This is a genomic window from Klebsiella sp. K-Nf6 (assembly GCF_002806655.1).
In the GTDB taxonomy this organism is placed as follows: Bacteria; Pseudomonadota; Gammaproteobacteria; order Enterobacterales; family Enterobacteriaceae; genus Klebsiella; species Klebsiella variicola.
Genome location: NZ_PIBN01000007.1, coordinates 204,741 through 217,331 on the forward strand (window position 1 = coordinate 204,741; position 12,591 = coordinate 217,331).

The 12,591-nt window shown below is 55.7% G+C and carries 9 protein-coding genes and 1 pseudogene; 4 read left to right on the forward strand and 6 right to left on the reverse strand.

All coding sequences use genetic code 11. The annotated features are described in order from the left end of the window. The first annotated feature begins 98 nt into the window (after positions 1–98). Positions 99–1,556 (forward strand): PLP-dependent aminotransferase family protein, encoded by a 1,458-nt coding sequence (locus tag CWM61_RS14400; protein WP_074386718.1) that lies wholly within the window; start codon positions 99–101, stop codon positions 1,554–1,556. On the opposite strand, the gene CWM61_RS14405 is transcribed toward CWM61_RS14400, so the two are convergent. Beyond that, positions 1,525–1,995, reverse strand: a complete 471-nt coding sequence (locus CWM61_RS14405; protein WP_061155526.1) for a YlaC family protein — start codon at positions 1,993–1,995, stop codon at positions 1,525–1,527. The two genes, CWM61_RS14400 and CWM61_RS14405, sit on opposite strands and share 32 nt — an antisense overlap. Positions 1,996–2,028: 33 nt before the next feature. On the opposite strand from CWM61_RS14405, the pseudogene CWM61_RS29250 reads away from it, so the two are divergent. Beyond that, positions 2,029–2,160 (forward strand): annotated as a pseudogene (locus tag CWM61_RS29250) (hypothetical protein). Here the strand turns inward: CWM61_RS29250 and maa are convergent. The 5 genes from maa to acrA form a co-directional block, all read right to left on the reverse strand. Next, positions 2,132–2,698: a maltose O-acetyltransferase gene (maa, locus tag CWM61_RS14410; protein WP_074386717.1), complete on the reverse strand. Its 567-nt coding sequence runs from the start codon at positions 2,696–2,698 to the stop codon at positions 2,132–2,134. The pseudogene CWM61_RS29250 and the gene maa sit on opposite strands and share 29 nt — an antisense overlap. Before the next feature lie 157 nt (positions 2,699–2,855). Further along, positions 2,856–3,074: an HHA domain-containing protein gene (locus tag CWM61_RS14415; protein WP_002892050.1), complete on the reverse strand. Its 219-nt coding sequence runs from the start codon at positions 3,072–3,074 to the stop codon at positions 2,856–2,858. 26 nt (positions 3,075–3,100) lie between these two features. Beyond that, positions 3,101–3,475 (reverse strand): Hha toxicity modulator TomB, encoded by a 375-nt coding sequence (gene tomB, locus CWM61_RS14420; RefSeq protein WP_074386716.1) that lies wholly within the window; start codon positions 3,473–3,475, stop codon positions 3,101–3,103. A gap of 481 nt (positions 3,476–3,956) precedes the next feature. Then, a complete protein-coding gene (gene acrB, locus CWM61_RS14425) occupies positions 3,957–7,103 on the reverse strand; it encodes a multidrug efflux RND transporter permease subunit AcrB (RefSeq protein WP_074386715.1) in 3,147 nt (1,048 codons plus the stop codon). A 22-nt stretch (positions 7,104–7,125) separates the two neighbouring features. Next, a complete protein-coding gene (gene acrA, locus CWM61_RS14430) occupies positions 7,126–8,319 on the reverse strand; it encodes a multidrug efflux RND transporter periplasmic adaptor subunit AcrA (RefSeq protein ID WP_074386714.1) in 1,194 nt (397 codons plus the stop codon). A 142-nt stretch (positions 8,320–8,461) separates the two neighbouring features. On the opposite strand from acrA, the gene acrR reads away from it, so the two are divergent. Continuing rightward, complete coding sequence (gene acrR / locus CWM61_RS14435; RefSeq protein ID WP_100631438.1) at positions 8,462–9,112, forward strand: multidrug efflux transporter transcriptional repressor AcrR; 651 nt, start codon at positions 8,462–8,464, stop codon at positions 9,110–9,112. A gap of 127 nt (positions 9,113–9,239) precedes the next feature. After that, a complete protein-coding gene (mscK, locus tag CWM61_RS14440) occupies positions 9,240–12,587 on the forward strand; it encodes a mechanosensitive channel MscK (protein WP_074386713.1) in 3,348 nt (1,115 codons plus the stop codon). Positions 12,588–12,591: the final 4 nt, after the last annotated feature.

The window sequence follows — 12,591 nt, forward strand, 5'->3', positions numbered from 1 at the left end:
CGGTTTCCTTAGCGGGGTATTTCAGGCAGCGTACGCGTTCACTGGTTCCATAAAAAGTGCCACAGGAGTATGTTTTTATAGGGCCACGAGGAGGTGAAATGAACATACCGGACGATGGGTTTTTTACGCTGGTGACGCAGGGGATGCGTGACCGAATGGACGAGACCCTGCAGCGGGCCCTTTACCACACATTGCGCCATGCCATCCTGCAGGGAACCCTGGCGGCCAGCTGCCGTTTGCCCGGATCGCGAGTGATTGCCGGACGGCTGCAGCTGTCGCGGAATACGGTCAATGCTGCACTGGAGCAGCTGGCGCTGGAGGGGTACCTGACACGGAGCCGTCAGGGGACGCAGGTGGTACCGCTCGCCGCCTGCCGCGAAGAGGCCGTGAAGGTGCCGCCCGTTGTGCTGCCTGAGCGGCTGCAAGGGCTGCCAGCCGCGATGCGTCGCGACTCTCCGGCGCTGCTGTTTACCCCTGGCATGCCGGCGGTGAACTATTTTCCGTTGCCGCTGTGGCGGCGGCTGATGGATAACGTCTTACGTGACGAGGGCAGCGCGCTGCTGGGCTATGGTGAGGCGGCAGGCGACTCTCTGCTGCGGGAGGCTATCGCTCGCCATCTGGCGCTGTCCCGGGGGATCCGTTGCGATATTCGGCAGATTGTCATTACCGAGGGGGCGCTGGAAGGGGTGAACTTATGCGCTTCGCTGCTGACGGATCCTGGCGACAGCGTGTGGGTGGAAGAGCCGGGTTACCTGGGGGCCAGGAGCAGCTTCCAGCGGGCAGGGCTGCGGGTCAGCGGGATGGCGGTCGATGACGAAGGGATGGGTATCGCCAACGGCGTCGCGGAGCCGCCTCGGCTCATTTTCACCTCTCCTTCACATCAGTATCCCCTCGGGAGCGTCATGAGCGCTGCGCGACGTCTGGCGCTGGTGGAGTATGCCCGCCTGCACGGGGCGTGGATTGTGGAGGATGACTACGACAGCGAGTTTCGCCATAGCGGAGAGCCGATCCCGGCGATGCTGGGAATGGTGCCTGATGCCCCGGTTGTGTATCTCGGTACCTTCAGCAAAACGCTATTTCCGGCGCTGCGTATTGGCTTCATGGTGATGCCGCCCGCGCTGGCGGATGCCGCGCAGGGTGCGATTGGCACGTTGCTGCGTGGGGGACACCGCACTGAACAGCGGGCGCTGGCCAGGTTTATTGAGAAGGGGCACTATGCTCGCCATCTGGCGGCCATGCGTCGCCTGTACCGCAAGCGTCAACAACAGCTGCGTGAGGCACTGGCGCAAGAGATAACCGTGCCATGCGACGTCCATGGCGGGGAAGGGGGGCTCCATCTGACGGTGGCAATGGAAGGGATTGATGACCAGGCGATTGCGCAGCAGGCGCGTCAGTTTCAACTGGCGCCTGCCGCGTTAAGTCATTTCTATCTCGACCCGCAGCGAGCGCGGAGCGGGCTGGTGCTGGGATATGGTAATACTTCTGCTTCCCGCTATCCGTTGGCGCTGCGGACGCTAAATCGTCTTATTGTGCAGCACCGGCGCGGGTCAGTGTAAAGACGTCGTAGAAGGAGAGCTCGCCTTTGGTGGCGACCATCTTTTTGAGCTGCGCCTTCTGCTCGCCATCGACATCCGGCGACTGAAGAATACGCTCGATCAGCTGCCGGGGAACAAAGCGGGTGTTGTACCATTCCCCGTTGTAGCACACGCGAAAGTCGAGGACATCGATATCTTCATAACGATAGCGTGGATAGACGTCAAAGAAGAAAAAAGCGTTGAACAGGATGAACAGCACCACCAGTAACCAGACCGAGTCTACCAGCGTTTCAGAGCGCAACATGACCACCAGCGTCGCCAGAAACGCGGCATACATGGCAACAAACAGCCCCGGATGGTTGCGAATAAAACTGATGCTAAAACGCGGGCGATTATCGCGTTTTTCCTGAACGTTGAGTTCGTCAATGGTGTGAGTCAGCAGGCGTTGTATTTCTGTCATCTTGGTCCCCGAATTCTGCAATGAGCCAACCGCGTGCGCCCGGCGGACCAGGCGTAGCAGGCTCAGCCTGAAGGCTATTTTATGTTGCAATATTCCGAGGCGAAAGTAACAGATCAGTTACAGAAAAGCATAACAGTTACGGATTTGGTACCGGAAGGCGCTTGATGATCTGCGCCGGGTTGCCGCCGACGACAGCACAGGCCGGGACATCTTTGGTCACTACCGCTCCAGATGCAATGACCGCATTATCGCCAATGGTCACCCCGGGATTGATCACCGCCCGGCCGCCAATCCACACATTGTGGCCAATGGTCACCGGTTTGCCATATTCCTGGCCGCTGTTACGCGCCTCAGCATCCAGCGGATGGGTGGCGGTATAAATATGGACACCCGGCGCCAGCATGCAATTATCGCCAATATGAATAGGGCAGACGTCCAGCATCACGCAGTCAAAATTGGCGTAAAACGCGTTGCCGAGAAAGATATTGTAGCCGTAGTCGCAGCGAAAGCTTGGCTCGATATACGCATCGCCGGCGCGACCGAACAGCTCGGCCAGAATATGCTGACGTTCTTCCTGCGCATCCGGGGAGGAATGATTATAACGATGCAATAACTGTCTGGCGCGCAGGCGATCGGCGCGAAGGGTCGGGTCGCCAGATAGATAAAGCTCACCGGCGATCATTTTGCGTTTTTCTTCACTCATGGGTCTTCCTTATACCTGACTTTTAATGGTCGCAGCAGTATAAAAAAGAAACCGGTTACAGGGTTGCTGTTGAATGAATGCTGTGAATCGTGTCACAAAGATACCCTGCAAATGCCGGCGGTTAGCATCCGGTCGGCAAACATTACGTGCGCAGTAATTAGCGGATAAACTTCCAGACTGATGTGGGGATCTTATCGTACAGCTTATTCATAGTCAGTTCAGCCAGACGATGGTCAGCGGCTGAGTAAAATACCGCCAGCTCATTATCAGAAAGTTCATATTTATTTTTTTCAATGACGCGCTCCAGCGTGTCAATTGTCTGGCAACGACGTAAGCGCATCAAATAGTCTGTTTTAGTTAATGGCTTATCAGACATAATTCCACCTTTTGATTGTAATAATTCTAACACGAGAGACTGGCCGGGTTTTCCCGACTGGCGTTGACAAAGCAACGAAATAGCCGATTACCGGATTTTTTCCACTTTTGCAAATCCGCTGAGTTAATGCCGTAGTTACTGAACAAGGTAAAAGTATCGTCCAGATATTCGTCAACCTGGGCGACCAGCTTATTATCCTCAGTGTACTTGATTTTATAATTAAGCGCGAACGTGGCAATGTGCTCGATCAATTCATTTAACTGAAGATTGACAGCCGAAGTCGGGTCGTTGACCCAGCCATGGTTGCTCTCTTCCAGGTTTGCAAGGCAGTCATGATACAGCGTTTCGCAGAGAAAGCGTAGCTGTGCAATATCATGTCTTTTTGGCGAGTATTCGTCCATAACGCATCCCCTTTTGAGTGGTTTAAACGACGACTAACAAACACCGTTGTGGGATGAACACGACTAACCGACCTGACACTAACTGAGTAATCCTGCTGATTTAACTATAATCCACTCTCCAACAGATTTCATCGTGCTATTACGAAAAATTACAATTATCAGAGAGAAATTATCTTAAAAATAGACAAATTAATTTCTTTGGCCCTGGAGCACAACCTGAGAAATAGAGAAGTCTTATCAATCATTGGCTTAAGGCTGGCAGCAGTCGCGTTCAGAAACCGCCGGCCGAGGGCGCTGGTATTAGGATTATTCCTGGTCAATGAGCGTGTAAAGATCATGAGCGCAAGGCAATGTGAAAAATAGCCAGGGCCATATCAATATATATTAAATGCAGCACGAAAAATAAACAATGGCAATATGTGCCCTGCGGCGAGGGACAAAAAAAGGGCCGCGAATGCGGCCCTTTGTTCAGGTGTAACGATTAATGATGCTCAACCTGATGGCTGTGCTCAATATCTTCCGTTTTCTTGCTAAAGCGGCGGCGAACCACCACGAAGAACACCGGCACGAAGAAGATCGCCAGAATCGTCGCCGTCACCATCCCGCCCATTACGCCAGTACCTACGGCGTTCTGTGCGCCGGAGCCGGCACCCGAGCTGATAACCAGCGGCATAACACCGAGGATAAACGCCAGGGAGGTCATCAGGATCGGACGCAGACGCATACGTACTGCTTCAAGCGTCGCCTCAATCAGCCCTTTGCCCTCTTTCTCCATCAGATCTTTGGCGAATTCAACGATCAATATGGCGTTCTTCGCCGACAGGCCGATGGTGGTCAACAGACCCACCTGGAAGTAAACGTCGTTGGTTAAACCGCGGAAGGTGGCGGCTAACAGCGCACCGACCACACCCAACGGGACGACCAGCATGACCGAGAACGGTATCGACCAGCTCTCATACAGCGCCGCCAGACACAAGAAGACGACAATCAGGGAGATGGCGTACAGGGCAGGGGCCTGGTTGCCGGACAGTCGTTCCTGATAAGACATCCCGGTCCAGTCGTAGCCGATACCAGAAGGCAGTTTACCCGCCAGCTCTTCCATCAGGCTCATCGCTTCACCCGTACTCTTGCCTGGCGCTGCCTGGCCGAGAATTTCCAGCGACGGCAGACCGTTGTAGCGTTCCAGACGCGGTGAACCGTATTCCCAGCGCGAGGTAGAGAAGGCGGAGAAGGGCACCATCTGACCATCGCTGCCGCGAACATACCACTTGCCAATGTCTTCCGGCAGCATACGGTATTTCGCTTCAGACATGATGTACACTTTCTTCACGCGGCCACGGTCAATAAAGTCGTTGACATAGCTCCCGCCCCAGGCTGCGCCCAGCGTGGTGTTAATGTCACTGATGGAGACACCCAGCGCCTGGGCTTTTTCCTGATCGATATCGACTTTGAACTGCGGTGTATCTTCCAGACCGTTAGGACGCACGCCGGTTAACACGTCAGGATGCTGCGCCACCATGCCAAACAGCTGATTTCGCGCTTGCGTCAGTTTTTCGTGTCCCAGACCGCCCTGGTCAATGAGCTGGAAGTCAAAGCCGGTCGCGGTACCCAGTTCAACGATAGCTGGCAGGTTAAAGGCGAACACCATCGCATCTTTAATCTGCGAGAAGTAGCCCATCGCCCGGCCGGTGATCGCTTCAACTTTGTTTTCCTCACCCGGACGCTGGCTCCAGTCTTTCAGCGAGACGAACGCGATGCCGGTGTTCTGGCCGCGGCCGGCGAAACCGAAGCCGTTAACCGCAAACACGGATTCCACGTTGTCCTTCTCTTTGGTGAGATAGTAATTCGTCATCTCATCCAGCACTTTCTGCGTACGCTCCTGGGTGGCGCCGGCAGGCAGCTGCGCCATGCTCAGGAATACCCCCTGGTCCTCGTCCGGCAGGAACGAGCTCGGCAGACGGACGAACAGCCACGCCATGCCCACCACGATGATCAGATACAGCACCAGATAACGACCTGTGCTGCGCAGAATGTTGCCTACGCTGTCGGTGTAGTGGTGCGTGCTCTTATCGAACATGCGGTTAAACCAGCCGAAGAAACCGGTGGTCGCGCCATGGCTGCCTTTCTGAATAGGCTTCAGCATCGTGGCGCACAGCGCTGGCGTCAGGATCAACGCCACCAGTACCGACAGCGCCATCGCAGAAACGATGGTGATGGAGAACTGGCGATAGATGGCCCCGGTTGAACCGCCGAAGAACGCCATCGGGATAAATACCGCCGACAGCACCATGGCGATACCGACCAGCGCGCCCTGAATCTGTCCCATCGATTTACGCGTCGCTTCTTTCGGCGGCAGACCCTCTTCCGCCATTACGCGCTCGACGTTCTCGACCACCACGATGGCGTCATCCACCAACAGGCCGATGGCGAGCACCATCCCGAACATCGTCAGGGTGTTTATCGAGAAGCCAAACGCTGCCAACACCGCGAAGGTGCCTAACAGGACTACCGGTACGGCGATGGTCGGGATCAGCGTGGCGCGGAAGTTCTGCAGGAACAGATACATAACCAGGAACACCAGGATGATCGCTTCTACCAGCGTTTTAACCACTTCGTGAATAGAGATTTTCACGAACGGGGTGGTGTCATACGGGTAAACGATTTTCAGGCCCGACGGGAAAAACGGCTCCATCTTCGCCAGTTCAGCGCGAATAGCGTTGGCGGTATCCAGCGCGTTCGCGCCGGTAGCCAGTTTAATACCCAGACCGGATGCCGGCTGGCCGTTAAACTTCGCCACCACGTCATAGCTTTCGCCGCCCAGTTCAATTTTGGCGACATCGCGCAGACGAACCTGGGAACCGTCCTGGTTCACCTTCAGCAGAATGTTGCCAAACTCTTCGGTATTGGTCAGACGGGTTTGCGCGATGATCGAGGCGTTAAGCTGCTGGCCTTTCACCGGCGGCGTACCGCCTAACTGACCCGCGGCCACCTGGGCGTTCTGCGCTTTCAGGGCGCTGATCACGTCCACCGGCGTCAGCTGGAAGTTGTTCAGTTTGTTCGGATCCATCCAGATACGCATCGCGTACTGGGAACCGAACAGCTGAACGTCGCCGACACCGCTGGTACGGCTGATCGGGTCCTTCATGTTGGCCGCCACGTAGTCCGAAATATCGTCCTGGTTCATGGTGCCGTTGGTGTTAATAACGCCGACAACCATCAGGAAGCTGCTGGACGCTTTCTCAACGCTAATCCCTTGCTGCTGTACTTCTTGCGGCAGCAGAGGCGTCGCCAGCGCCAGCTTGTTCTGAACCTGAACCTGGGCAATATCCGGATCGGTACCGGATTCGAAGGTCAGGGTGATGGTCGCCGTACCGGTGGAGTCGCCATTTGAGGACATGTACATCAGGTGGTCGATACCGTTCATATTCTGTTCGATAACCTGAGTCACGGTGTTCTGCACGGTTTCGGCGTCAGCACCGGGGTACATGGCGGTAATGGAAATTGCTGGCGGCGCAATCGTCGGATATTGCGCTACCGGCAATTTGAGGATCGATAATCCCCCAGCCAGCATGATGATGATGGCGATCACCCATGCAAATATGGGGCGATCGATAAAGAAATTAGGCATGTCTTAACGGCTCCTGTTTAAGTTAAGACTTGGTTTGTTCTGATGGCGCGTTGCCTGCGGCTTGCTGTTTATCATCAGAAGCTACTTCCTGCGCTTTTACCTGTACGCCTGGTTTGATTTTTTGCAGGCCAGTGACGATAACGCGATCGCCCGTTTTCAGACCGTCAGTCACCAGCCATTTATCGCCGATCGCCTGAGACGCTGTGACCTGGCGGACTTCAACTTTATCGCCTTCACCGACCACCATGACGCTGGCGTCGCCGCGCGGCGTACGGGTAACGCCTTGTTGCGGTACCAGCAGGGCGTCAGGGTTGACCCCTTCTTCCAGACGCGCACGGACGAACATCCCTGGTAACAGGCTGTGATCCGGGTTCGGGAAAATCGCGCGCAGCGTGATAGAGCCGGTGGTCTGATCGACTGTCACATCCGAGAATTCCAGCGTACCGGACTGCGGATACTTAAGACCGTCATTGGTGACCAGCTCTACTTTCGCTTTGCCATTTTCCTGTTTCAGGCGGCCATCGGCCAGCTCCTGTTTCAGGCGCAGGAAATCATTGCTCGACTGGGTGACGTCAACATAGATCGGATCCAGCTGCTGAACAGTTGCCAGCGCGGTCGACTGACCATTCTGCACCAGCGCCCCTTCGGTCACCGCGGATTTACCAATCCGGCCGCTAATTGGCGAGGTGACTTTGGTGTAGGCCAGATTGATGCGCGCAGTTTCAACGGCAGCTTTCGCCGCGACCACGGCCGCATTGCTTTGCTGCGCCGTTGCGACGGCGGTATCGTAGTCTTGTTGACTAATATATTTGGTGCCTAACAGTTTCTGATAACGCTTGACCGTCAGTTGATCCATGTTTGCCGCCGCCTGGGCTTTTGCCAGGTCGCCTTTGGCGCTGTCATAGTTGGCCTGATAGGTGGCGGGATCGATCTGATACAGGGAGACGCCGGCCTGGATATCGCTACCTTCCACGAAGTTACGTTTTAAAATAATGCCACTGACCTGAGGACGGACTTCCGCAATGCGATAGGCGCTGGTACGGCCTGGCAGTTCGGTGGTTATTTGTAGAGGTGCGGATTTGAGCGTCACAATACCGACTTCCGGCATGTGCTGGGCTCCTTGTTGAGCCGGTTTATCGTCACATCCTGTTAGCGCTAAGCTGCCTGAGAGCATCAGAACGACCGCCAGAGGCGTTAACCCTCTGTTTTTGTTCATATGTAAACCTCGAGTGTCCAATTTCAAAATGTTCAGTGGCTCAAACAACCACAAACCCACTACAGTCTTTCTATTATGGTCATGCTATGGTACATACATTCACAAATGTATGTAAACGTAACCTCTGTAAAGTCATTAACCTATGGCACGAAAAACCAAACAACAGGCACGTGAAACCCGGCAACTGATTCTGGATGTTGCTCTGCGTCTGTTTTCGCAGCAAGGCGTATCATCTACCTCGTTGGCAACAATTGCAAAAGCTGCGGGTGTAACGAGGGGGGCTATCTACTGGCATTTCAAGAATAAATCAGATTTATTCAACGAAATTTGGGAGCTGTCAGACGCCAGTATTAGCGATCTCGAAATTGAGTATCGGGCAAAATTCCCCAACGATCCACTCTCAGTTATCAGGGAGATATTAGTCTATGTTCTTGAAGCGACAGTGACAGAGGAACGTCGACGATTAATGATGGAGATTATCTACCACAAGTGTGAGTTTGTCGGTGAGATGACCGTGGTGCAGCAGGCCCAGCGGCAGCTCTCCCTGGCGAGCTACGAGCGTATCGAGCAGACCTTAAAAGAGTGCATCGCCGCGAAGCTATTGCCCGCCAATTTACTCACCCGGCGGGCGGCCGTGTTAATGCGCAGCTACCTTTCCGGACTGATGGAAAACTGGCTGTTTGACCCTGATTCGTTCGACCTGCATGCGGAAGCGCGAGACTACGTCGCCATCCTGCTGGAGATGTATCAGTTCTGTCCCACGCTACGTGGCCCGGAGAGCCTGACAGCTTAACGTAGCGCGCGGATGAACGTGAATTTTTAGCGCCGTCCGCCGCTATTCGCCAGCGCTGAGAAGTGCTATTCTGCGCGCTTGCGACGACCCCCGGTATTCTCCGGCATTTGCAATCATTCATATTACTATGCTGCACACGATCTCCAGGCAACGCGCCACGTTTATCTTTTTCATTACGCTGCTCTGCTTTATTGGCCTTTTCAGCCCAGTCCAGGGCCGCGCCGCGGACCTCCCCGACCGGGCAGAGGTGCAGAGCCAGCTCAATACGTTAAACAAGCAAAAAGAACTGACTCCGCAGGACAAACTGGTCCAGCAGGATTTGACCCAGACGCTGGAAACGCTGGATAAAATCGAGCGTATCAAAAGCGAGACGACGCAGCTCCGCCAGCAGGTCGAGCAAGCCCCGGCGAAGCTGCGCCAGGCGGTGGATAGTCTCAACAACCTGAGCGACGTCCCCGACGACGCCGCCACCCGCAAAACGCTCAGTACACTCTCTCTGCGTCAACTGGAGTCACGCGTCACCCAGACGCTGGACGACCTGCAGAATGCACAAAACGATCTGGCGACTTACAACAGCCAGCTGGTTTCCCTGCAAACGCAGCCGGAACGTGTGCAGAACGCCATGTATAACGCCTCCCAGCAGCTGCAGCAGATCCGCAATCGGCTGAATGGCACTTCGGTGGGCGACGAGACGCTGCGCCCGACCCAGCAGGTGCTGTTGCAAGCGCAACAGGCATTGCTCAACGCGCAGATCGAGCAGCAGCGCAAGAGCCTCGAAGGCAACACCGTCCTGCAGGATACCCTGCAGAAGCAGCGTGACTACGTCACCGCCTGGAGCAACCGCCTGGAGCATCAGCTGCAGCTGCTGCAGGAGGCGGTGAATAGCAAGCGGCTGACGCTGACGGAGAAAACCGCCCAGGAGGCGGTCACCCCGGATGAAACCACGCGAATTCAGGCCAATCCGCTGGTCAAACAAGAGCTGGATATCAACCACCAGCTGAGCGAGAAGCTGATCCAGGCGACGGAGAACGGCAACCAGCTGGTACAGCGCAATATCCAGGTGAAGAACTGGCTCGACCGCGCTCTGCAGTCTGAGCGGGATATAAAAGAGCAAATTTCCGTGCTCAGAGGCAGCCTGCTGCTGTCGCGCATTCTTTATCAGCAGCAGCAGACGCTGCCGTCGGCGGACGAACTGCAGGATATGACCAACCGCATCGCCGACCTGCGGCTCGAACAGTTTGAGGTGAACCAGCAGCGCGACGCGCTGTTCCAGAGCGACGCCTTTGTCGCCAAACTGGAAGAGGGACACAGCAGCGAAGTGAACGATGAAGTGCACGCCGCGCTGCTGGAAGTGATCGACATGCGCCGCGAGCTGCTTGACCAGTTTAATAAACAGCTGGGTAACCAGCTGATGATGGCCATCAATCTGCAGATCAATCAGCAACAGCTGATGAGTGTCTCAAGCAGCCTGAGGGAAATTTTGACCCAGCAAATTTTCTGGGTGAACAGCAATAAACCGATGGACTGGGAGTGGATTAAGGCCTTCCCGGAAGCGCTGAAAGGTCAGTTTAAGGCGATGAAAATCACCGTGAACTGGGAAAAAGCGTGGCCCGCGGTGTTTATCGCTTTCCTGGCCGGTTTACCATTGCTGCTGATTGCCGGCCTGATCCGCTGGCGTCTGCAGTGGCTGAAGGATTATCAGGCTAAGCTGGCTTCCCAGGTGGGGCAGCTGCGCAACGATACCCAGCTGCATACGCCAAAGGCGATCCTGATCGACCTGATTCGAGCCTTGCCGGTGGTGCTGGTGATTTTGGCGATTGGCCTGATCTTACTCACCATGCAGCTCAATATCAGCGGTCTGCTGTGGGCATACAGTAAAAAGCTGGCCATGTTCTGGCTGATCTTCGGCCTGTGCTGGAAAGTGCTGGAAAAGAACGGCGTGGCGGTCAGCCACTTTAATATGCCGGCGCAGTTGACCAGCCACTGGCGGCGGCAGATTGTTCGCGTCAGCCTCGCGCTGCTGCCGCTGAATTTCTGGTCGGTGATTTCCGAGCTGTCGCCACTGAACCTGATGGACGACGTGCTGGGGCAGTTTGTGATTTTCTTCAATCTGCTGCTGATTGCCGTGCTGGTCTGGCCGATGTGCCGGGAAAGCTGGCGCGATAAAGAGTCGCACAGCCTGCGCCTGCTGACGATCACCGTGCTGTCTATTGTCCCGGTAGCCCTGATGGTGCTGACGGCAACGGGTTACTTCTACACCACGCTGCGCCTGGCGGGACGCTGGATCGAGACCGTGTATCTGGTGATGATCTGGAACCTGCTGTACCAGACCGTGCTGCGCGGTCTGAGCGTGGCGGCGCGGCGTATCGCCTGGCGTCGCGCACTGGCGCGCCGTCAGCATCTGGTGAAGGAGGGCGCGGAAGGCGCCGAGCCGCAGGAGGAGCCGGCCATTGCTCTTGAGCAGGTCAACCAGCAGACGCTGCGTATCACCATGTTAGTGATGATCGCGCTTTTTGCCGTCATGTTCTGGGCGATTTGGTCTGATCTGATCACCGTTTTCGCCTATCTCGACAGCATTACCCTCTGGCACTACAACGGTACCGAAGCGGGGGCCAGCGTGGTGCGCAGTGTCACGATGGGCAGTCTGCTGTTTGCCATTGTGGCGTCGATGGTCGCCTGGGCGCTAATACGCAACCTGCCGGGTCTGCTGGAGGTGCTGGTCCTGTCGCGTCTCAATATGCGTCAGGGAACTTCCTACGCCATCACCACCATTCTTAATTATGCGATTATCGCCATCGGTGCGATGACGGTGTTCGGGTCGCTGGGCGTCTCCTGGGATAAACTGCAATGGCTGGCGGCCGCGCTGTCGGTTGGTTTAGGTTTTGGCCTGCAGGAGATCTTCGGTAACTTCGTCTCCGGCCTGATCATTCTGTTCGAGCGTCCGGTACGCATTGGGGATACGGTAACCATCGGTACTTTCTCCGGTACGGTAAGCAAAATCCGTATTCGCGCCACCACCATCACCGACTTCGATCGCAAAGAGGTGATCATCCCGAACAAGGCGTTCGTTACCGAGCGCTTGATCAACTGGTCGCTCTCCGACACCGTGACTCGCGTGGTGATCCGCCTCGGCGTTGCCTATGGTTCAGACCTGGATAAAGTGAAAGAGGTGCTGCTGAAGGCCGCGCACGATCATCCGAAAGTAATGCAGGAGCCGGTGCCGTCGGTGTTCTTCACCACCTTCGGGGCCAGTACGCTGGATCATGAACTGCGTCTGTATGTTCGTGAACTGCGCGATCGCAGCTACACGGTGGATGAGCTCAACCGCGCCATCGACCGCCTGTGCCGGGAGAATGACATCAACATTGCCTTTAACCAGCTGGAAGTTCATCTGCGCAATGAAAAAGGCGATGAAGTCACCGAAGTGAAGCGGGACGGGAAGGGGGACGATCTGGCGCCCACCACCGCGTCCTGATCGA

Coding starts and splice junctions, on each gene's coding strand:
- CWM61_RS14400 (WP_074386718.1), top strand. CDS start 99: ATGAACATACCGGACGATGGGTTTTTTACGCTGGTGACGCAGGGGATG.
- CWM61_RS14405 (WP_061155526.1), bottom strand. CDS start 1,995: ATGACAGAAATACAACGCCTGCTGACTCACACCATTGACGAACTCAAC.
- maa (WP_074386717.1), bottom strand. CDS start 2,698: ATGAGTGAAGAAAAACGCAAAATGATCGCCGGTGAGCTTTATCTATCT.
- CWM61_RS14415 (WP_002892050.1), bottom strand. CDS start 3,074: ATGTCTGATAAGCCATTAACTAAAACAGACTATTTGATGCGCTTACGT.
- tomB (WP_074386716.1), bottom strand. CDS start 3,475: ATGGACGAATACTCGCCAAAAAGACATGATATTGCACAGCTACGCTTT.
- acrB (WP_074386715.1), bottom strand. CDS start 7,103: ATGCCTAATTTCTTTATCGATCGCCCCATATTTGCATGGGTGATCGCC.
- acrA (WP_074386714.1), bottom strand. CDS start 8,319: ATGAACAAAAACAGAGGGTTAACGCCTCTGGCGGTCGTTCTGATGCTC.
- acrR (WP_100631438.1), top strand. CDS start 8,462: ATGGCACGAAAAACCAAACAACAGGCACGTGAAACCCGGCAACTGATT.
- mscK (WP_074386713.1), top strand. CDS start 9,240: ATGCTGCACACGATCTCCAGGCAACGCGCCACGTTTATCTTTTTCATT.